Source organism: Acinetobacter pullicarnis (assembly GCF_006352475.1).
GTDB classification, from domain to species: Bacteria; Pseudomonadota; Gammaproteobacteria; order Pseudomonadales; family Moraxellaceae; genus Acinetobacter; species Acinetobacter pullicarnis.
In genome coordinates this window covers 30,343-52,821 of sequence record NZ_VCMZ01000001.1, presented here as the reverse complement: position 1 = coordinate 52,821, position 22,479 = coordinate 30,343, and the positions used below count along the sequence as shown (strand labels likewise).

Below are 22,479 nucleotides of genomic sequence, written 5' to 3'. Positions count from 1 at the left end.
GGCTTCAAAACGGTACGCGTGCGTATGGCTTAATCGCTTTGAGCGTGATTTTCTGCAATGCCTTGCTCGACAATCCTGTGCCGAGCAAGGACTTACGGTCATACCAATCTAGAGAATAACTCAGCATCGCGTTTAAACTGAATATCAAGTTTAATCCCTATCTCGCAAACTGTTATAATCCTCGGCAACTGTTAAAACCGATTAGAGTCATTATTGAATATCATCTTTGCTGGTACACCCGAGTTTGCTGCGTCTGCCTTGGCGGCCTTAATTCATACTGAACATCGTATTGTGGCGGTCTATACCCAACCCGATCGCAAAGCAGGTCGCGGACAAAAACTAAGCGCCTCTGCCGTCAAACAATTGGCATTAGCACACGATATTCCAGTCTATCAACCGCTACACTTTAAAGCCTCAACTGAAGAAGGCTTAGCCGCACAACAACAATTGGCGGAACTAAATGCAGATGTGATGGTGGTTGCCGCTTATGGTTTGATCTTACCGCAAGCGGTTTTAGACCTGCCGAAATATGGTTGTTTGAATATTCACGCCTCGCTATTACCACGCTGGCGTGGGGCTGCACCGATCCAACGTGCCATCGCTGCGGGTGATGCACTAACCGGTGTGACCATTATGAAAATGGCAGCGGGCTTAGACACGGGCGATATGATGTTTAAAACCAATTGCCCAATCACAGCAACCGATAATTCAGCACGTTTACATGACAAATTGGCCGAGCAAGGTGCAACGGCAATCACTGCTGTGCTGTCATCTGAGCAAACGCTACAAGATTATTTGGCTCAGCGTGAAGTACAAGATGAAACTTTAACAGTGTATGCGCACAAGCTCACCAAAACAGAAGCACAAATTGATTGGCACATGCCAGCCGAGCAAATCGACCGTCTGATCCGTGCCTTTAATCCTTGGCCAGTGGCCTATACCCCATTGGATGACACACAAAATCTACGGATTTGGGAGTGTCAAAGTTCAGCTGCAACTCAAGCCAATGCACAGCCGGGACAAATTATTGCCATCGATCAACACGGCGTGCATGTCGTCTGTGGTGATCAACACAGTATTTGTTTAAGCAGTCTACAATGGCCAGGTGCCAAAGCCTTCAATGCACTTCAAATTTCACAATCGAATAAATTATCAGTAGGACATATCTTCGCATGAATCAAACCCCAGCTCATGCAATCAATCTGCGCGCTCACGTCGTCGGATGTTTACTCGCAGTACAGCAAGGCAAATCATTATCAAGCTTTTTACACCGCGAACTTGGTGAGGTTGATCAACGTGATCGTGCCCTGTTCCACGAATTACTGCTCGGCACCTTGCGTCAGTGGTATGCCCTGAAAAGCATTAGTTTACCGCTGTTGGTTAAACCGCTCGACAACCAAAAAGTTGAAACCTGCTTGTACCTCGGTATCTATCAGCTTTTGGCAACGCGCATTCCAGCACATGCTGCAATTTCAGAAACCGTTGAAGCAACCAAACAGCTTGGTTTTGAAAGCTTAAGTGGTGTGGTCAACGCCATTCTGCGTCGCGTTTCACGTGAAACTGAAGCATTCCAAGCCGCATTGGCAGAAGCGCATGGCTTACCAAGCTGGTTGTTTAAACGGGTTAAAAAAGATTGGCCTGAGCAAATGACTGAACTTTGTCAGAACTTAAAACAAGCAGCCCCCCTGACGATTCGTATTAATCAGCGCCAAATCGGCCGTGATGAATATCTCAGTGAATTACATGAGCTTGATATTGCTGCACATGCCTGCACCATTTCAGACAACGGCATCGTGCTCGATCAAGGTGGGCATATTCCAGATTTGCTTGGCTTTGACGAAGGTTGGTTCTCTGTTCAAGACGAACATGCTCAATTGGCCGTACAACTCTTGCCTGATCTACAACAGCAAACCGTACTTGATGCTTGCGCTGCACCAGGCGGCAAAACTGCACATCTTTTAGAGCGTTTCGATCTTAAAAAACTGATCGCACTCGACAATGATGAAAAACGACTAGAGCGTGTCTATGACAACCTCGATCGCTTACAGCTGCATCATGATAAAGACATTCAGGTTGTCACCGGAGATGCGCGTGAATGGCAAGCCGATGAGCCACTCGACTGTATCGTACTGGATGCACCGTGTTCTGCGACTGGGGTGATCCGTCGTCATCCAGATATCCGTCTACTGCGTCAAACCACTGATATTCCAGTCACCATCGCATTACAGCAGCAGATTTTAAACCATCTGTGGCAGCAGCTTAATGTGGGTGGCGTACTCCTTTATGTCACTTGTTCAATTTTAAAAGCTGAAAATGAACAGCAAATGCAGAATTTCTTCAGTACTCATCCAGATGCCGAGGAAATTAAAATCCAAGCAGATTGGGGCATTGAACAAATTCATGGCAGACAATTACTGCCAGAACCTGGCCGTGGTGATGGTTTTTATTATTGTATGATTCGCAAACTGGGCTAAGTGAAGGTCTACGGTCCGCACTCAGTTGTGATTGAGAGCAGCAAAAAATAGCGTGCATAAAAAAGGTGGCCTCAGAGCCACCTTTTTAACGTCTAACGGATGTACTTTTGATTCCGTATTGAACGGCATCAAAAGCCATAGATGATTTTAAATTAATCATCTACAGTTTCAGGATGTTTCATTAAATGTAAGATCGCTAAAAGCAGCCCACCCCATAAAAAAACAGTTGAAATGATCATCATAATAATTGCTGAAGTATTCATTCATATGCTCCTATCGATCATGAATTCTAGACATAACCAATGCACCAAGGGCACAGAAAATAATACAGCCCCAACCGAACATCAGCAATAAACCATTCGAATAACCACTATAACCATCTTGGATTAACGCATTTAATGCCAACAATAAGGTCGACAACAACACCACAGGAGTCACGATGGTTAAAGTGAATTCCCATGTTTTTCCAAGCTTAATCGTTGAAATATGATTCACATGCATTTCAAGTTCAGTCATCAGGCTACGCTTAAACCACGACACCATAACGATTGAAAGTAAAGCACCAGACACAATCCCCAAATTGTTAATAAAGTGATCGATAATATCGACCAGTTTAATTGCATTGGTACTTGAGAATAAAAAGATTGAAACAGCACCAGTTGTACCGCCAATCACGGATACAGCCTTAATACGTCCCCATTTCAACTTGTCTTGTAATGCCGCAATCGGCACTTCAAGAATACTGACCATCGAGGTAATCCCTGCGACAAACAGTGAAGTAAAGAACAAGATCCCAAAGAAGTCAGCACCAGAACCTAGACTTGAAATCAGTTTAGGGAAAGCAATAAACGCAAGGCCAATCCCCCCACTGACCACTTCTTCAACTGGTTTTCCTGCCGCTTGTGCCATAAAACCAAGCGCAGCAAATACACCAATGCCTGCCAAGATTTCAAAAGAAGAGTTGGCAAAACCAACAATCAGTCCCGAACCCGTTAAGTTGGTTTTCGGTTTTAAGTATGATGCATACGTCACCATAATGCCGAAGCCAACTGAAAGGCTAAAGAAGATATGACCATACGCTGCCAGCCAGACTTTATAGTTCTTCATTGCGTCCCAGTTTGGGGTAAAGAAGGCATTTAAACCATCTGCCGCACCCGGTAAACGCAAGGCTTGAATCACTAAAATCGTAAACAAGAGAATCAATAAAGGTAAGAAAATCTTATTGGATAACTCGACGCCTTTTTTCACGCCACCATATAGAATCGCAAGGACAATTGCCCATACACCAACCAATGGCCAGAAAAGATGGCTGACAAAACTCATGTCAAAATCGGTAGCTTCAGTGGTTTGTAAGAAGGTGCTGAAGAAGAATGCTTCAGGATCCGCCCCCCACATTTGCCCCATCGAGAAATAAACGTAACTGCCCGCCCAGGTCAGTACCCCTGCATAATATAGGCCAATAATGATACACACACAGACTTGCCACCATCCAAGTGTTTCTGCAGGTTTCCACAGTTGTTTATAAGCCTTTGGTGGTGCACCGTTACTCCGGTGGCCAACGGCATAATCTAAAAACAACAATGGTAAACCTGCGGTTAATAAGGCAATCAAATAGGGAATGAGGAACGCCCCACCACCATTCTCATAGGCAACATACGGAAAGCGCCAGATATTACCTAAACCAACGGCAGATCCAATTGCCGCAATAATAAAGCCTGATCGTGCTGACCAGTTTTCACGTTTTTCTGTCATAAAACACCTACGTCTTAAGGTATCTTTAGCTGCCGCTTATTGTCATTGTGAGAACGCAAGCAATAAAAAGTACCAATCAATTTTGTTGTTTGAATAAGACTCGCACCTTTTGAGCACGTTGTTCTAATGTCAAACCAGTCCATTCCATGTCTGATTTGGTTAAAAGCATACACGAAAAAATGACTGTTTAATGACGCAACAATACCTGTTTTCTACTCGTTTTACTGTAATTTCAGCATGATTCTGGCTTTAAAAGCACAATTTCTAGCGTTATTGATTGTTTTTTTATCCAACGCTACGATTTATTCAAGTGATGCTGGTAAACGGTAATGTCCGATAATTTTATATTCATGCAAAATATCGGTCTGCTGAGTACCATAGCCGATATTATGAATCACTAAGGGCGTTTTAGAGAGCAGTGTGGTTTTATCCGAGATGATTCCAATATGAGTTAAGCCCTTGCCCAAATCCCAAGTAACAATATCCCCTGCACGATAGTTCTGATCTTTAACCGCATAACCTTTTCGCGTGAAATAGGTCATAAGATTCGGCACACGGCGATGATCAATGTTTTTGTCTGTACCTTTTAGTCCCCACTTTTTCGGATAGGCCGAGAAATTCTTTTGCATATCCTCATGCACACGTTGTTGTAAGTCGATGCCTTGTACCCGCAATGCACGAATCACCACATCGGTACAGACACCTTTAACGAGAGGTACGTCGCCCATCGGATATTTAAGTGAGCTGTAGCTGGGATCATAAAGCAACGTTTTGCCAATCTGGCTGCGCCCATCAGTCACCAATTGATCGGCTTGAAATGCCCAAGCACTCATACTGCTGAGAAAAATTGTGCAGGTTAAAAAAAGGTTTTTCATTATTTATCAATCCATAATAGCAATCCTATGCTGCGAGTATAGACTGCTCAATCTGCTTTAAACAATGCATCTAGGTGGTAGACATCTAGCCTTAAATCCTTGATTGATCGTCCAAAATGCAAAGTACATTTACAGTCAATCTGTTTGTCTAAATTTCATACTTAAATTTAACATTTGCTGCATGCTTATTGCTTGTGACAGCGATATTATGCGCACAGTTTTTTTAGGAAGAAACTCAATTACTAAGCAAAAAATCAAACGTAATTGTAATGAGATAAAGAGGAAGATATGAAAGTTTTAAAATTAGCATTTATGCTTACGGTTTCATCAGTCTGTTCATGGGCTCAAGCAGATACACTTGGTCTTACCGCAGATCTCAGCTATTGGCTTTATGATGCAAAAGTAGAGGCTAAGCAACCTTTGAGTGATAATCAAAGTTTGGAACGCGATGGCTCACTACAAGCCTCTCTCGCCTTTGAACATCCAGTGCCTTTTTTACCCAATGTCAAAGTTAAATCAACGAATCTCAAAAGTGAAAGTGCCAATAACAATACCGCACTCTCAGGCGCATCAGTTGATGTTCGTCATACCGACTATATTTTATATTATGAAGTTTTAGATAATGTGATCAGTGTTGATCTCGGCTTTGGTCTCGCCAATTTAGCGGGTGACATCAAAGTTAAGCAACCATTGAGTGATGTGCATTATTCAATATCAGGCAATAAACCCATCGTCTATGCTTCTGTTGCTGGCAAACTCCCTTTCACCCAATGGAGCGCAAAAGGCGAGGCAGTGTATAGCAACATTGATGATGAGAAACTCACTGACCTTCAAGCCGAGGTTCAGTATAACTTCGTGCAAAACCTAGCAGTCGATGTCGGTGCTAAACTTGGATATCGCTATACTCAAGTCAATTTGGAAAAAGATAAAAATCAAGACATCAGCTTCCAATTTAAAGGACCTTATTTAGGTTTAAACATGCACTTCTAAAATAAGCGATGTCCTTGACCAGTAAACAGGTGCTTAAAGTCAATTAATGCTCATGCAGCATAATACTCAGATAGTCCGATTATAATCGTCGGGCTTCTAAAAATAAAATTTCAATCTGCCTTTAACGCTTGATTCTATAAAGATTAAGTTATCAATACCTATGGCCACTTTTAATTTACTTTATTTAAAATCATCTTATTTTTCAATATTTCTTGATTTAAATCGCATGATACTTAACTTAATTTCAAGTCCACTTGCCCCGCAATAAATTTGAACAAAACCCTCGAAACATCTCTCAACAAAGTAACTTCCAACAATCAGAAAAACAAAACAAAAATTATAAAACTCTCTTAAAAACGGCACATTAGATCGTTGTAGCGCTGAGAACATAAGCTGAAATAAGAAAAAAAAGATGCAATACTCGATCTAACTCAAGCCAACAAAATGAATACTAAACAAACAAAAATAGAATATTTATTTTGCAAAAATATCAATATTTAGTGGACAAGTGTAAAAAAAACATATTATTAACAGCAATCTATTTCAAATATTGATTAATTAGTTTAAATTAACAGTGTATATTTTTAAAGCAGCCTATTTTCTTTTTACGCTTAGTTTTTATTTTTAAAATGTCAGAAATCATCTACTCATCTTTCATAGGAAACATATCATGAAATCATTTTTACAGACTAAAAGTGTAGGCAGTGGCATGATTCTTTTATTAGATGATTTCTGCAAAGCCCATGGTTTAACTTCTCCTGCTCATAACAAATATCATTGTAATGAACACGTTTCTTTTGGAAATTGGTTAAAAAAAATCAAATATATTGACAAGCAATATAATCAAGAAGGCCTCGGCTTAGATATCGGTGCAATGATACAACCTGCCTATATTGGTATCGCAGCATATATCTCAAACTCCTCAGAAACCATAGAGGATTACTTAGCCCGTTCAAGGAAATATAAAAAAATTTGGTATAACCACATGCCACATACAATTAATTATCTTGAAACAGAGATCAGCTTGTCTTGGACTAAACCAGCCTACTATCAAGCCGGTTTATTAAAAAAAGAATCAGCAGTTTCGGAGGAAATGCAAGTCGCAATCTTTTTTACGCGCCTTCAACAACTCACCAATAACTCAGAAATCACGTTTAGTCATATTAATATTGCCATCCCTAAGCCTAAGAATATTGAGAAATATGAAAAGTTCTTTAAATGCGCAATTAATTTTGACTGTGAACAAACAGCCCTCTTTCTTTCCAAACGAGCGCTCAGTACGCCAATAATATTTAAAGATGTGACATTACTTGAGATCCTTGAAAAACAAGCAGATCACATTCTAATGCAAATGTCCCAGGAGGATATATTCTTAGAAACCGTTAACCAAAAAATTCTGCAAGGAATTAACACCCAGAATACCAGTATTAAATATGTTGCCGAGCAGATGAATATGTCAACACGTACACTTCAAAACCACCTCAAAGAACATAAGGTTTGTTTTCAAAAACTGTTAATCAGTGTCAGATATAATCTAGCGGAGCAGTTGTTACAGGACTTAGAGCTAAGTTTAGGTGATATCGCATTTTTACTTGCTTATGATGAACAAACTTCATTTAATAAAGCTTTTAAAACATGGAGTGGATTGAATCCCTCTCAATGGCGTGCAAGACATTTAAATGAACTTGCAAAAGCATCTTAAAGTCAAAACTAAACAATAAAATATCCCCCGTTAGAAAAATATATACTGTAAAAAAAGCCATCTTTGAGGGTGTAAATAAAAATATGCTCGCCTAGATGGTTGCGAAATAATATTTGATGATCAATCAACATACCAATTTAGAGGATAAGTGCTAAGCATTTTAAGGTGATGCTTGATCATTCCTATTTATTCATATTCGATAGAAAATTGTGCGGTAGCGTTGGCTTTCCCAGGTGTGGATCTTTCTTTAGTCACGATATAATGCGCATAAAAGAGCGTATGAATTTCTCCGTCAATATCTGACACATGGTAGCTTTTTGCCCCCAAAGGAAGCCTTTTTTTATTTTCATCAAGCATTTCAATTGCAACATTTGTCGCTGAATTGCGACCGGCCTTAATTTTTAATAATTCGAGGTCATTGGGGTCAGCCTCTCCCTCAAATTTAATACTAATTGGTATTTCTGATCCACAATTCATTAGATGAAATGGAATAGGTACGCTGCCCGTTTTTCTACCAAGTTGTGCTAAATCTTTTGCTGCATATATCCCTAAGTCAACATATTTATACTCGTCAGATTCGAGCACCCCACAAGTTTCAACCGTGACCTGTCCTCTTAAATCTAACGCTAACCCATTGGCAATCGTTGCACTAGAAAATAGCAGGACAGTTAAACACGGTATAAAATACAGATAATTCTTCATAATAATTTCTACTCAAAATCTACATTTAGCATAGCTCTAGACTTGAAAGGACCAGGGGCAGGCATGGCTCCTGTGACACTTACTGGCCAGACTTTAATACCAACAGAAGACCTCGAATCATTTAATTGAAGCGGTATTCTACTGTTACGATTATTCGGTATAAGCACATTGGCATGCTCATCAGAAACTTTAAAACCAATATCATTATTATCTGAAACGAGCATATCATCTTGTACTTTATCAGCAGTTAACCTGACAGATACCTTAGCTGTATCATTTGTACCAATACACTGAATCTCAATATCTTTAGTTGCAACAGCAACATCATTGGCCTTATTTCCAGCGCCAACTCGGCCAAATGCACGCGGTGATATTTCACCAAAATCTATTACTAACTCGCCACCCTTGATCTCACAGCTTTCTCTAGTAACAATAATACCTTGAATTCCAATAGTATATATAGGTTTACTCCCCCAAATAATGTTGGTGATTGCCTCATCATTAGCGGCAAAGACATTCATCAAAGTCGTATTTGGAATTCGGGTCTGTCCTACAAATGGTTTAACGATTTGTAGTTTTACGATATAGCCATAATCTTGAATAGCAACTCTATATTTTCCATTCGTCGTCCAATGTGGGATAAGTATTCCCACTGGATCCTGAGTTGGTGTGTAAACAAGCCCCATATTCTGGTTCATAACCTGCACAGAAGCCCGTATATTATCATTTACTTTCAAATATTTAACATTATTCGGGCCTACGGTCACTGGTAAGTTTGTCTCATACTTCCTAAAAACATGCCGTCCCCAAAACCCCTCACACTCCACTATTATCTGCTCCGTTAAATGACTTTCACCTTCGCCATCTGGACCGCCCACATCACCATTATAAAAACTTTCATCTATATCTACAGTTACCTGACCTGGGCCAGAAACATGACTACAAATTGCAGCATAGACTTGGCCAATCATTAGATATAACATTGCAAGTGGTGCTAAAATTATTAATTTAATATTCATCTCTTAATTACTCACAATTTACATCTAACTGTATTACGGGCTGAACAGAGACGTTCATTTCCGTCGTATCATATTCAGCGATACACTTTGCCTCTGCCCCACTTCCCCATGTTACCTCTAGCGTTCCTTTTCTTGGTAAACCAGTCAGGAAAGCTCCACCATCAATACCAACAATACCAGCGATGGAACTATCTAATTCAGTCACAGTACTCAGATAAGGGACATGTTTATTATCTTTTGATAAGGTAATTAATGCGCGTATACCGATATCTGCTTTAAAGACTGTTCTAACAATTGCACCATTTGCTGGAATAACAGTATTGACGTTTCGCTCGATCTCAACATTATTATCAAAAGAATTAGGATTTAATGAGACTCTATTTTCTCGATATGCAGAAGCATATGGAATAACAGCATGGCCAAAACTATTTGTTTTAATACCAGGGTAATTTTCTATAGATACACCGGCTGCACCTTTTGCTTCAACCAGAATACTGGTTTCATTCATGTACTGACCAAAAGTAACACCATTTCTATGCGCTAAAATACTGCCATTCCCATTTAGCCCGATTTGATTACTGTTTTTGTTATAACTATAGGTACCGCCAATATCACCAAAGCGACCTTTATAATCTAATGCAAGTGACCCAGCATTACTATGATCAGTTAACTGACTCTGAGAAAGGCTATATCGAAGGTTTCTATTTTCTAAAAGCGTGCCACTTAATGCAACTCTATAATCATCGCCTGTTTCTGAACTATGCGTAGTTGATGCTGTTACATATGCATTTTCTAATAAGCGCGCCTTATTATTTTTTCTTGCTAGATTATCTAAAGGAAGTGAAGCTCCAAATGATAATATCGTATCCTCTGTTCCATAAGTCTTATATGAAAAATGGCTTAGAGATAAAGAAAGGTTAACACCACGATAAGACACTGAATGACCGGCTTGTAGCCAACTATTTTTCAATCCTGTCTTCCAGTAACTCTGTTGCGTTCCAGACAAAAATAATGAGCCATACTTGCCAAAGGAATGCGATATATTCGCTTCGAATTGACCCTTTCTAGATAAATCCTTGGAGAAGTAACCAGGCGTTAAAGGCAAGGTATCAACTCTATCCAATTGATTTAATACCTCATTAAAAGTAAAAAAACCTTCTGTCGAATATCGATAACCTAGCAGTCTAAAAGTGGTTCCTGTACGCACTAAAGATTTTGCATATAAAAATCTCACTGATTGCCCACTTTTACTTACACCATTTTCAAACTCACTATTGGCATGGGATACATCAAAAGATACTGCACCCAATTTACCTAGGTTTCGTCCTAGCCCAAGTAAAACATTGCTATAATCCTTAGAAAACTGCATTCCGCCATATACAGATATGCCGTGAGGTAAACCGTAGATCAGCGTACCCTGAAGAAAACGCGGCGTTAAACTATTTGCGGAATTGGTTTTATATTTACCAATTACAGCATCATATTTTAATCGGCCATCTCGCTGTAAAATAGGTAGTGTTGAATATGGGACCACAAAACTCTGTATTGTTCCATTTGCCTCATTAATTTCAACAGTTAAATCCCCACTCACAGAAGTAGGATTCAAGTCTTCAATTAAAAAAGGCCCTGGCGGTACACTTATTTGATAAATGATGGAATTATTTTGTTTAATAACAACATTTGCATTCGACTGTGCAACCCCACGTATTGTAGGTGCATATCCTTGTTGACTATCAGGATACATCTCTTCTGCTGACGATAAATTCAAACCTAAAAAACGGAGGCTATCAAAAATCTCATTACTAGTATTACTTTCACCAATAAGTATTTTACTCTTAAGTGGAATGATATTCCTCTTAACATATGTATTAATACTATTAAAACGTGATGAGGATAAATCATTACTTTCATTGTAATTATAAAAACTATTATTTCTAAACTGCCAAGATCCGATATTAAATCCATTATTAAAGTTTAAAAATACACTTTTACTATCTAAATACGAGTTATTATATAAAGATACCGTATAACTTGTATAAAAGGCATTAATTCCATTATCCCACCTTTCTGGTGAAATATAACCTCTTACATTATTTCTAATCGAAACTTGTGGGAATGTTAGTTTTAATTTTTGTTTATCAAATATAAAATCACTTGTAGAACCAGGAATACGAGACAAAAAATCCATACACATAGCATTTGAATCTGTTTCTGTTTCAACTACTATAATGCCAAAAGATTTTATTTTTTCAGCATCCAGACAAGGGAGTAAAAAGGTATTGCCTTGCTCATCATAATTTTCAATAAATACAACATCTTCTGTATCAACTTTTTCATTATTAACTAAAATTTCAACACGATATACACCAGGCGGTTGATATTTTTTTTGGTTAAACTTAGATAAATCAGAAATAATAATATCTGATGAATGCCCATCAGTTAAGAATGCAGGATTAAAAATTTCTTCTGCAAATGTATTCTCTATTGTTGAAGTAAATATTAATCCAAACAATAAATATAATATTTTGTTTTTTTTAAAATAAAAGTTATTCATTGCTAATAGTCATCTCTTTGATTTCAGTTAAGCCGCCATAATCATTTACGGCTTGATAAGAAAATGTAGTCCCTGTTTTCTCTGTTAACTGAGTTCTCTCTAGAGGTGCAACCATCTTACTAGGAATAGAATTATTATCTAATTTAAGATTAACAAACGAAATAAAATAAGGAGATTTATTATCTACTTCAACACCGTTGACTGTTTTATAAAACTTAATATGATTAAATGCTTCTTCTGATGCATAGGGTAAGTTTGGGGGGCGCACAAATAGTTTAATTCTAGATAGCACTGCAAGTTGCAGGACATTTGAACCCTCTAAAACTTCTCTGCTCACTGATGGTATTGTTTTTACATTTATGTAATAAACACTTTCCTTGTTTTTAGGAAAATCAGACGTAACTCTTATAATTCTAAAGGTATTTTCAGTATCTGGTTCAGATACAAAAATAGGCGGTGTAATCAAAAAATCTTTGGTTTTTTCTTCATTAATATCATCGACCCAAGCATTTACCAAGTAACGATCTTTCTTACTGTGATTAAGGAGTGGTAAAGAAACTTGTTTGGAATTCGCAGGATATATAACTCTTGTCGACCCTAATGAAACGCCACCTATCGCAGCTGCATAAAGGGTGTTTGCATAAATTAAGGAAAAGCTACATATTGTGAATTTAACAATGTTCATTCAAGTCTCTCATTTAGTGATATTAAAAGTTAATGATGATAAAAATAAATTTTTCCCTACTTCCTATTTAAAAGAGCAAGCATATGGTTAGAAAAAACTATTATTATTTTAATTATTTTTAAGATAAAATATTTTTTGCATTACCTAGGATCAATAACAAAAGAAATGGTGTTCCTTATAGCTAAAGAACACCTTACAAAGTTAATAATAAAAAAGAGTGATACTTTCTATATTCATGTCTACCTAAAACTTAGAATAAATATTAAAATCTTGGTATACACCCCTTGTATTATTATCTATGCATTAAAATTACTTATTGGTAATTAATAAAGAAAGTTGCATCAGCATTTGCCGCACCAGCTGTTGATTTTCCTGTTGCAACATAACGTGCAGTAAAGTCAAGTACGTTATTACCACTAAGAAGTGTTTTTACAGATCCTTTATCAGCACCATCAACTTTAAGGATTGTTGAAGTATCATCGCTAATTTGAATACCGACATTTTTTGCAGCAATACCGTTCGTACCACCAGCAGATGTTGCTAGAAGTTCAGTGTCATTTGGAATTGTTGTGCCTGCAAAAGAAACTGACGCTGTTTTATGCACTTCAGGATCACAGTCAACAAGTTTAATTGTGAAAGGAACTGGCGTTGTCATATCACCAACGTTCGCTAAACTTGCTGTACGATACTGTCCCAATACAACAGTTTGGTTCGCACTTTCTGTAGAAACAGCACAAGCAGCATTGACTAACTCACCCTCAAAATGAATAGTACCGCCTTGTACAGTCACTGGGTCAGCAGCATGAGTTAAAGCAGCACCAAACATCATCATTGACGCAATTGCAATTTTATTAAAATTCATTTCTTCATTCCTATAAATTCAAAGAATATCCTTTGTATATTCAAAACCAACAAAGTGATATACATCACACATTTAGCATTTTATGCATATATGTAGACATAGCTTATTATCTTCATAATCTTTCAGCCGAGCTTGTCCGTAAGACTCAATAAATTATCCGAATGTGTAATATTTGTTAAAATACGTAGATTATTTTTTGTTTTTTACAACATTTATATTATTTAACTAGGCTTACCAAGCCAATCTATCGCTCCAGCAACAGGAGAAGATACACCTGTGAGCGTTATTGTTATGTTGTTTTTAGCCGCAGGATCACCAAAGATATATTACTCAAACTCAAGCGTAAATGGAGGTGGAACATGCCCCCTTTATTTGCCAACGTATTTTTTGAAATGAAATCGAGTGAAACAGTTTGATTCAATAAATATTTTCATGGACTTATATTAATGACTTAAATTTAAAATAAATATCAAATCAAGGCTTCAAATAAACAGACATGAACAAAACCATCTTTGGGATTTTTTAAATCGTTGTTTATTTTTGACAATGCGCACCTTATTCGGTTTAAGAAGCGACTCTTAAACCGAATAAGGTTTACTTTATTGGGGATCAAGCGACTTGGCTTCAGCTTCATAAGCACTTGGGTCATCGACCAATAAAATGGCCAAAGCACGTGTCGATTTAAATGCACTAAAAATAATGACTAAAATTGAGGTTAATGGAATCGCTAAAATTGCTCCTGCAACGCCCCATAGAGATGACCACAATGACAATGAAACTAAAACGACAAATGGCGATAAATTAATTTGCTTACCAATCATTTTAGGTTCAAGCACGTTACCCACATACATTTGCGCTACGGTTAATAAGCTGGCAACCAGAACTGTCATATGCAATGAACCAAACTGGACGATACTGAGTAATACAGGAAAGACCACGCCTAATAACGAGCCGATATAAGGAATATAATTTAATAGACCAATAATGAGTGCCCAGAACAACGCATGTTCTACACCACATAGCCACAAAATAATAAATGAGATCACGGCAAGGATAAGATTAATTAAAGTTTTAATCGCTAAATAATCACCAATTTTACGGTTTACATCCATCACCAAATTTTTGGTACGCGCAGCCCCTTGCCCTGGAAATGCGAGTGCTAATTTACTCGCAAAATCACCTCGTTCACTGAGCATAAATAGCGCATAGACCACCACCAATACAATCATGCCCGTTAAAGAACTCAGTGCAGAGAGTATCGAAGTGAATACAGACTGCATATTAATTTTATCAATGCTCATTTCTAATAGCATTTTCAAATCAGGATCTTGGCCCCAGCCCATTTTCATACTGAGCTGTACAATCATTTTTTCAAGATTAGCTTGATATGCTGGTGCAGAACTCACGATTTTTTCACCAGTCGTAACGATAATATGGCTGAGTCCAAACATCGTTGCGATAAATCCAATCAATACTAAAATGCGCCTTAACCACTCAGGCGTTCGATTAAGTAAAGGTAAACGACCAAGCCATTCGGTTAAAGTCACCAAAATATACATCGAAATTGCTGCAATAAAGACAGGCAACAAAAAACTTTGCCCAACTTGAAGCAACCAGCCCGATAAAATAATAAACAACAGTAAAAATACCAGTGTCTGTAATGTCTGTTGCCACGTTTTAGGGTTGTGCTGCATGCTGCCAATCCAATCACTACAAATAAGTAAGTGAATTTTAGCCGATTTTGACAATATATAAGCCAATATGATTTTTTACCTGAAAACAATAATCCAAGCGACTACCCAATTGTCAGTTTTGGCTTACAGCCGCTGTGGAAAATGTCTTGTATCTACCCAACCCAAATAGACCTATTCTAGCTTTAACAGGAAACAGGAAGTTTCCAAAAAAGAAAAATAATAAGATGAAATTAACAGCAGGATGCGCTCGGTATGACAGGAGTTATACCCATCACATGATATGAAAATAGCCCCGTCAGGATGATGGGGTTATTTTTTATGTGTGCTTAAAATGACCTAAATAAGACCGAATAGAAATAGTCTAAAATGATGACCAAGGGTAGGCTGCAATGACTTTATTAATTTTCTCTAATCAATATCACTTGAATCTGCTTTATACTAATCTATGTTTATTTTAATTTAATCGTATGTATGTCTAGTTTAAACAAGTTTTTATCAAGGTTTAGTCAAGTCACAATTCAACGCAGCGTGAATTATGTTCAAAATATCGATCTTGAAACATTAGACATCATGACCGATGGCAACACCACCATTGCCTATGCTCAAATAGAAGGAACGGACTATTACGATACCACCATCTATTATCACTCGTTGCTTGGTCGCTTAACTGAAACGGATTGTAGCTGCCCTGTCGGTGATAACTGCAAACATGCTGCCGCCTTGGCACGCTTTTTTTATGCTGAACATTTACAACATGCTTCACTTAATTCAGGGCTGAATACAAACCCAAAAGAAAGTAGCGCAAGCAGCCAAGATATTCGTGATGCTAAAAATTGGCTTACTGATTTTAAAAAACATTTAGTAGAAGTTCAGCCCGATCTACACAGTGCTGCTGCTCAGCAAAATCATCTAATTTATATTTTTGATAAAAAAAATCAAGGCCACAAAATAAGCCTTCAAGTACAAAAGGTAAGACGCAATAAAAAGGGTGAAATTCGTGATGCAAATCTGTATACCAGTTATGATAATATTTTAAATCAAAGACTTAAGCTTTCTGAAACAGCGAGAGCCTTATTTATTCAAATTTATTTCTACGCCAAATTAAATGCATCGCAAGCGCAGTTTAGCGGTCACTTAGATGTATCTGGTATGCCATTACCACAATTTAAAAATATCATTGAAAGTGGCTTGGTCTATTGGCAACATCATCAGAATCCTGCACTCACTTGGAGTGAGGTGACCTATGATTTAGAAAGTATTTGGCAAAATGATATACGACCACAAATGGAAAAATTAGCACTGTATATCGTTGATCAACAACAGCGTCGTATCCCGCTCAATGAAGTCACACATTTACAGATTATTCAAACAAATCCTTTGTGTTATATCGATACCTTACAACAACAGGTTGGACTATTAAAGAGTAGTTTCCCGGCTAAAACGCTAGATCACTTACTCAGCATGCCTGCAATTCCAGTAACGCTATTGGGTGAGTTTGATCAAATGCTCAAAAATCTACCGGATAGTATTTCCCTCCCGCAACCACAATCACTGCAAGATGTACCCGTTTTAGAAGGTCAACCGATCCCGATTTTACGTTTTGGTAGCTTCGCACTCTATGAGCAGCGTTTGCAGTACGCACTGGCTGAAATTGAGTTTGAATATCCTGCTGGACGTATTATTGCTGGTACAGAAAATGAAAGTTTTATGGGGATGTATCAGGGCAATACTGTCAAACAACAACGTGACTTAAATCAAGAAAATAAATATATACAGCAGCTTAAACAGATGCTGCCATCTTTTAGCTGGGCCAAGGAGCTCAAGCAACTCCCCAAAGCGATCTTTCAACAAGAAACACTCGATAATGTCATCGGCGCAACAATTGACGAATGGCTGCAACGTCTATTACCCGAAAATCAATTCGAATCTTCGGGATGGCGAGTCGAACACACGGCTCAAAGCCTATTTAACCTAGAACTCGGCCAGAACATGCAGCTGTCGCTTGAAGATTCGTCTTTTGAACGTGATTGGTTTCAGGTTGGTCTTACTGTCCAAGACAGTAAAGGCCAATCCTATGATTTAATTCAACTACTTGCCAATATCATTGAACAAACACCACAATTACTTGATCCTAAATATCTTGATCGTTTATCAGACCATCATTTCTTTAAAATTATGCTGCAACCAGATCAGCCACAATTGGCTATTCCCTTTAAAGAAATAAAGCCTATTTTGTTCTATTTAAAAGAAATTTTAGAACAACCTGACACTCGTCAAATTGATCGCTACGATGCCAGTCAGTTACTGGGTTTAGCGCACCATCTGGGAATGCAGTGGCAAGGAAATCAACGTTTACAAGGCTTTGCAGATCGGTTAAAACAAGGCTATCAACAACAATTGCCAACACCACAAGGCTTCCAAGGTGAATTACGTCCTTATCAGCAACAAGGGCTCGCATGGCTACAGTTTTTAAGAGAAACTGAGCATGGCGGCATATTGGCGGACGATATGGGGCTCGGTAAAACAGCACAAACCTTGGCACATATTTTATTGGAAAAACAAGCTGGTCGCCTACAACAACCAGCACTGATTATTGCCCCAACCTCATTAATGCAGAACTGGTTTAAAGAAGCCCAGAAATTCACACCAGATCTAAAAGTCATGATCATTCATGGGCCACAACGCCATGCTTTGTTTGATCGAATTCCACAGCACGATATTATTTTAAGTACCTATCCGCTGTTGTCTCGAGATGAAGATCTTTTCGCGCAACATCAATATCATCTGCTTATTTTAGATGAAGCACAGAATATTAAAAATCCACGTGCCAAAGCCGCTCAAGTGGTTAGACAATTGACAGCAACCCATCGTCTTTGCCTGACTGGAACGCCCATGGAAAACCATTTAGGTGAACTGTGGTCATTGTTCTATTTTTTAATGCCTGGCTTTTTGTATTCACAAGACGTTTTCAATAAAAAATATCGCACCCCGATTGAAAAACAAGCCGATCAGCAAAAAAGAGCTAAGTTGGTTGCTCGAATTCAACCGTTTATGCTGCGTCGTCTAAAAACGGATGTTGCCAAAGAATTACCTGCGAAAACCACCATTGAAGTTAATATTGAAATGAATGATCAACAAGCGAAATTGTATGAGGCTGTTCGTGCTACGATGCAAACCAATATTCGCCAGATCATTGCTGAAAAAGGCATTCATCGCAGTCAGATCCAAATCTTAGATGCATTACTCAAATTACGCCAAGTCTGCTGCCATCCGAGTTTACTGAAGCTTGATACTTTTGCTGTCCAAGATGCAACTTCGGCTAAATTTGAACATTTAATGAGCATGGTGGAGGAAATGGTGGAGGAAGGCCGACGAATATTAATCTTCTCGCAGTTTACCAGCATGCTACAACTGATTGAAAATGGTCTCAAACAAATCAATATCCCCCTCGTCAAGCTGACTGGACAGACCAAGAAACGCGATGAAGTCATTACAACTTTCCAGTCTGAACAAGTCCCTGTATTTTTAATCAGCCTGAAAGCAGGTGGTGTAGGACTGAACTTAACGGCTGCCGATACCGTCATTCACTATGATCCATGGTGGAACCCTGCTGCAGAAGATCAGGCCTCAGACCGTGCATGGCGGATTGGACAAGACAAACCTGTTTTTGTTTATAAACTAATTACCAATCAAAGCATTGAAGAAAAAATACTTGAGCTACAGCAACATAAGGCACAACTGGCACAATCTGTTTTAAGTCATGATCAGCAAGATGAAGTGAAGTTATCGAATGAGGATATGATGCAATTGCTTGAGCAGTTTTAATTAAGATCACAAGGTAATACACTGAACTTAAGAACAATCTTGTAAAGTAACTCGTATTGACTCGAATTATTTCGCCCTCTAACATGGGCTTAATTTGATCTCACTTTACTTGGCTTATTATTTTGTCTGCTTTATCTTTCTTCGCTCCCAGTTTATCCAAATTAAAATCCTATGCAGCCCAAGTTAGCTTAGTTGGGCTCAGCTTAGTCATGGTTGGATGTACCACACTCGGCCCACATAGTGGCTCACTTGCTTCCCGTTCAGCCAAGCTTTCCAATGGGATTCAACGTGCCTATTCAGTACCCAAAACTACTGCAGATCGTGTATCCCCCATGATTATTCAAAGTGCAGATAAACAAGATATGGCGCCCTTAATGTTGGCAGCGATGATTCGCCAAGAATCCAGCTATCGTAGCCGTGTAGTTTCTTCTGCAGGTGCAGTCGGACTGACTCAGGTCATGCCACGATTTTGGCAACAGAAATGCCCGGGTGATCTTTATGATGAATGGGTAAATATTAATTGTGGTAGCTATATCTTGGCCAACTACAATCAATCTGCAGGAAGTTGGAAAAAGGCATTGGCTTATTATAATGTTGGCCCAACTGGCTATAACAACAGCTGGAAAATGAAACGCCAAGGTAAAAAATACGCAAGACAAGTAAAACAGCATGAGAAAGCATTAAAGCATGCCTTATAAAAGCATGCTTTAAATAATAATAGCCATATGATTCGTTAGCCCCATAGTGATTCCTCAATATGGGGCTTTGCTAAAATAAGCACCAAGCTGGTTACTATTTTTTAGAGGCATCCATAATTAAGCGTGTCGCCATATATAAACGTGGCACAATACTGTCTATTAAAATATATTCTGCATGACTTGAATGTGCACCATCTCCTGAAAGTCCCATACCTTCAATCACCGCAGCATCAGATTTCGCACCTGCAAAGGCAGCATCTGTACCACCACCCGTTGCGGTACTCACTACATTCATTGGCAAATTTAACTCATTTTTCTCTGTACACGACAAATTTCACAGAACCCTTATCCTATCAGGGTTCTGCCTTCTTAAAATTGCCAAAATTTCCTTAAACTCTTCTTTTTTCCCAAAACCAATTAAACGCTGAATCGCCATTTGAACATAGTCTAAACCATAGCGAAATAAACTCATTGAGAGTCGTCCATGCTTCTTTATTTTTATCACTTTTTTTTGATCATGTTGCCATTCACCCGTTAAGTAACACCAACAGAAGCTTATAGCTAACACCGCAATCAATTTTTTCACTCGTCTAGGGTCTGTCAAGCGCGTATTTTCAAGATTAAACCCGCGTCCTTTGAGACAACTGAATAAGGTTTCAATTTCCCAGCGTAATGCATAATCCTGAATAGCATTGGCATTAAACTGAGGAGAAACGACGAGTAAAAGCTCTCCATTTTCTAACTGTAGTGCACTTATATATAGTTTCACCCGACCAACCAAAATCCGTCGTTTACGACATTCAATTTGACCAACTTTAAGATGGCGAAATAAATCACTAATTTTATGATTCTTTCCTAAATGATTGGTGACAATGAAGTTTTTTTAACACGAATGCAGAAGTTGATGTCTTGTTCAATTAACCATGTAAACCACTGCTCACCGATAAACTCTCTGTCTGCGAACACATTCACAATACGGTCTTTACCAAAAATGGCTATAAAGCGTTGAATCAAAGCAATACGCTCTTTCGTATCTGAATTTCCACGTTTATTAAGCAATGTCCAAAGGATAGGTATCGCTATTCCACGATAAACGATTGCGAGCATCAGGATATTAATATTTCGTTTTCCCCATTTCCAATTGGTTCTATCTAAAGTCAGTTGCACTTGGTCGAATGAAAACATATTGAAAATCAACTGAGAAATTTGACGATAATCAAAATACTGACCTGCAAAGAAGCGCTGCATACGTCGATAAAATGATTGTGGTAAGCACTTGATGGGCAAGGCTTTAGATGCAGAAGAAAGATTACATGTTTGCTTTAAAATAATCACAAGCATGATGAGCGCAAAGCACTTTAAATGTGACTTGTTCCATTTTAGATATTTGTTTAAGATAAGATATAACTCATTGAGATGTGTCATAGTATTCGTCGTTAGAAAACAATTATTATGACATTATTTCAATGAGTTATCTATTTTTGTCGTGTACAGAGCTCATTTTTATAAATAGACTGCGCCTGTTCAGCCAATTTTTTAGCTTTATCATTTGCGACCAAAGGGGGACGACGTACTTCAAATTTCACACTTACCTGACTTTCTGCCAGTTTTTTATTTTTCACGGTATCTTGCAAGGTCTTTTCTAGTTGATCAAAATCTTCTACCTTTAACGCACGTACATCAGCTTGTGCAGCAGCTGAATCTGGGATCACATTACGTGTTTTACCCGCTGTTGCAACGGTCCAATTTAACTTTAGACCCGTTTGTGGATTGGATAGATTCTGCATTTGACCGACTTGATGGGCAAGCTCAGTTAAAGCATTGACCCCATCTTCTGGCTTTACACCAGCATGAGAGGATTTTCCTTTAATATCTAAATAAGCTGCACCAATACCACTGGTCGCCAAACGCAAACTGCCATCTTTACCACCGCCCTCAAAAGATAAAACCACATCTTGATCTTGGCCAATTTCAGTAATAAGTTTACGCGAACCTGGTGAGCTAATTTCCTCATCCGAATTCATCAATACCGTGATGGTGCCATAATCCTGAAAATTTATTTTTTTCAATGTTTCTAAGACATGGATAATCGCAGCAACACCTTGTTTATCATCGACTATACCTAATCCATATGCTTTATTGCCTTCCACTCTAAATGGCTGGTCTTTTAACATCCCTTTTTGATAGACCGTATCCATATGTGCAATCAGCATAATTTTACTTTTGCCTTGCCCTGTTAACACGGCTTTTACGACAGGACCCGTTTGCGCTGGCGTATCATCCATACGGTAGATGTCTTTGGTCTCGATGATACTAACTTCAGCACCTGTATTTTTTAAACGTTTTGCGACCAATTTTGCAATTTGATTAACACCCGCTAAATCTTTACTTCCTGATTCAATATTAACCAAATCTTTTAATGTGCTTAAATAGGCTTGTTGGTCAGCAGTCACCACTTGCTTCAACTTTTCTGTTGTCGCATAGACGCTTGTGGTTACCAGACTCCCCATCACGCCAAGAGATAATAAAAAATAAGAGGATTTTGAAACCAATAAGCTTATTTTCCGCATGTCTTTAAACTCCATGTATTTTCACATTGCATAATGCATCAATTCAATCAAGAAATACTGCTTTTCACTCGCTCATT

At 38.4% G+C, this 22,479-nt stretch carries 19 protein-coding genes; 6 read left to right on the top strand and 13 right to left on the bottom strand.

Features of this window, described 5'->3' with window-relative positions:
• Positions 1 to 4: 4 nt before the first annotated feature.
• A complete protein-coding gene (locus FD716_RS18785; protein WP_171476965.1) occupies positions 5 to 148 on the bottom strand; it encodes a hypothetical protein in 144 nt (47 codons plus the stop codon).
• A 65-nt stretch (positions 149 to 213) separates the two neighbouring features.
• Here FD716_RS18785 and fmt point away from each other — a divergent pair, with 65 nt between their 5' ends.
• On the top strand, positions 214 to 1,176 hold the full coding sequence (gene fmt, locus FD716_RS00200) for a methionyl-tRNA formyltransferase (RefSeq protein ID WP_139850416.1): 963 nt from the start codon (positions 214 to 216) through the stop codon (positions 1,174 to 1,176).
• Positions 1,173 to 2,474: a 16S rRNA (cytosine(967)-C(5))-methyltransferase RsmB gene (rsmB, locus tag FD716_RS00195; RefSeq protein ID WP_139850415.1), complete on the top strand. Its 1,302-nt coding sequence runs from the start codon at positions 1,173 to 1,175 to the stop codon at positions 2,472 to 2,474. The genes fmt and rsmB overlap by 4 nt, the downstream gene beginning before the upstream one ends.
• A gap of 152 nt (positions 2,475 to 2,626) precedes the next feature.
• Here the strand turns inward: rsmB and FD716_RS00190 are convergent, their stop codons facing one another.
• From FD716_RS00190 to FD716_RS00180, 3 genes are all read right to left on the bottom strand, one after another.
• A complete protein-coding gene (locus FD716_RS00190) occupies positions 2,627 to 2,737 on the bottom strand; it encodes a methionine/alanine import family NSS transporter small subunit (protein WP_139850414.1) in 111 nt (36 codons plus the stop codon).
• A 10-nt stretch (positions 2,738 to 2,747) separates the two neighbouring features.
• Positions 2,748 to 4,226, bottom strand: a complete 1,479-nt coding sequence (locus tag FD716_RS00185) for a sodium-dependent transporter (RefSeq protein WP_139850413.1) — start codon at positions 4,224 to 4,226, stop codon at positions 2,748 to 2,750.
• A 302-nt stretch (positions 4,227 to 4,528) separates the two neighbouring features.
• Positions 4,529 to 5,101 (bottom strand): DUF1287 domain-containing protein, encoded by a 573-nt coding sequence (locus FD716_RS00180; RefSeq protein ID WP_139850412.1) that lies wholly within the window; start codon positions 5,099 to 5,101, stop codon positions 4,529 to 4,531.
• Between the two features lie 288 nt (positions 5,102 to 5,389).
• On the opposite strand from FD716_RS00180, the gene FD716_RS00175 reads away from it, so the two are divergent.
• Both FD716_RS00175 and FD716_RS00170 read left to right on the top strand, forming a co-directional pair.
• Complete coding sequence (locus FD716_RS00175) at positions 5,390 to 6,091, top strand: TIGR04219 family outer membrane beta-barrel protein (RefSeq protein WP_139850411.1); 702 nt, start codon at positions 5,390 to 5,392, stop codon at positions 6,089 to 6,091.
• A 670-nt stretch (positions 6,092 to 6,761) separates the two neighbouring features.
• Complete coding sequence (locus tag FD716_RS00170; protein WP_139850410.1) at positions 6,762 to 7,793, top strand: AraC family transcriptional regulator; 1,032 nt, start codon at positions 6,762 to 6,764, stop codon at positions 7,791 to 7,793.
• Positions 7,794 to 7,979: 186 nt separating this feature from the next.
• On the opposite strand, the gene FD716_RS00165 is transcribed toward FD716_RS00170, so the two are convergent.
• The 6 genes from FD716_RS00165 to FD716_RS00140 all read right to left on the bottom strand — a co-directional run bounded on the left by FD716_RS00165 (position 7,980) and on the right by FD716_RS00140 (position 15,309).
• Positions 7,980 to 8,495, bottom strand: a complete 516-nt coding sequence (locus tag FD716_RS00165; RefSeq protein WP_139850409.1) for a fimbrial protein — start codon at positions 8,493 to 8,495, stop codon at positions 7,980 to 7,982.
• An 8-nt stretch (positions 8,496 to 8,503) separates the two neighbouring features.
• Positions 8,504 to 9,514, bottom strand: a complete 1,011-nt coding sequence (locus tag FD716_RS00160; protein WP_139850408.1) for a fimbrial protein — start codon at positions 9,512 to 9,514, stop codon at positions 8,504 to 8,506.
• A 7-nt stretch (positions 9,515 to 9,521) separates the two neighbouring features.
• A complete protein-coding gene (locus tag FD716_RS00155) occupies positions 9,522 to 12,068 on the bottom strand; it encodes a fimbria/pilus outer membrane usher protein (RefSeq protein ID WP_139850407.1) in 2,547 nt (848 codons plus the stop codon).
• Positions 12,061 to 12,753, bottom strand: a complete 693-nt coding sequence (locus FD716_RS00150; protein WP_139850406.1) for a fimbria/pilus periplasmic chaperone — start codon at positions 12,751 to 12,753, stop codon at positions 12,061 to 12,063. Before FD716_RS00150 ends, FD716_RS00155 begins: the two co-directional genes overlap by 8 nt.
• Before the next feature lie 313 nt (positions 12,754 to 13,066).
• Positions 13,067 to 13,615, bottom strand: coding sequence for a type 1 fimbrial major subunit FimA (gene fimA / locus FD716_RS00145; RefSeq protein WP_139850405.1), 549 nt, complete (start codon positions 13,613 to 13,615; stop codon positions 13,067 to 13,069).
• A 599-nt stretch (positions 13,616 to 14,214) separates the two neighbouring features.
• The gene (locus tag FD716_RS00140) at positions 14,215 to 15,309 is read right to left on the bottom strand and encodes an AI-2E family transporter (RefSeq protein ID WP_139850404.1); all 1,095 of its coding nucleotides are present in this window, start codon (positions 15,307 to 15,309) and stop codon (positions 14,215 to 14,217) included.
• A gap of 471 nt (positions 15,310 to 15,780) precedes the next feature.
• Here FD716_RS00140 and FD716_RS00135 point away from each other — a divergent pair, with 471 nt between their 5' ends.
• Positions 15,781 to 19,134 (top strand): DEAD/DEAH box helicase, encoded by a 3,354-nt coding sequence (locus tag FD716_RS00135; RefSeq protein ID WP_139850403.1) that lies wholly within the window; start codon positions 15,781 to 15,783, stop codon positions 19,132 to 19,134.
• A 116-nt stretch (positions 19,135 to 19,250) separates the two neighbouring features.
• Positions 19,251 to 19,832 carry a lytic transglycosylase domain-containing protein gene (locus FD716_RS00130; RefSeq protein ID WP_228714974.1) on the top strand — a complete coding sequence of 194 codons (582 nt, stop codon included), beginning with the start codon at positions 19,251 to 19,253 and terminating at the stop codon, positions 19,830 to 19,832.
• A gap of 94 nt (positions 19,833 to 19,926) precedes the next feature.
• Here FD716_RS00130 and FD716_RS00125 read toward each other — a convergent pair whose 3' ends face one another.
• The 3 genes from FD716_RS00125 to FD716_RS00115 all read right to left on the bottom strand — a co-directional run bounded on the left by FD716_RS00125 (position 19,927) and on the right by FD716_RS00115 (position 22,402).
• Complete coding sequence (locus FD716_RS00125; RefSeq protein ID WP_323808195.1) at positions 19,927 to 20,127, bottom strand: M20/M25/M40 family metallo-hydrolase; 201 nt, start codon at positions 20,125 to 20,127, stop codon at positions 19,927 to 19,929.
• Between the two features lie 39 nt (positions 20,128 to 20,166).
• A protein-coding gene (locus tag FD716_RS00120; protein ID WP_088631513.1) for an IS4-like element ISAba1 family transposase occupies positions 20,167 to 21,257 on the bottom strand; the annotation gives its coding sequence in 2 pieces (ribosomal slippage) (positions 20,167 to 20,717 and positions 20,717 to 21,257; 1,092 coding nt in all).
• Positions 21,258 to 21,307: 50 nt separating this feature from the next.
• On the bottom strand, positions 21,308 to 22,402 hold the full coding sequence (locus FD716_RS00115) for a glutamate carboxypeptidase (protein WP_139850402.1): 1,095 nt from the start codon (positions 22,400 to 22,402) through the stop codon (positions 21,308 to 21,310).
• Between the last annotated feature and the right edge of the window lie 77 nt (positions 22,403 to 22,479).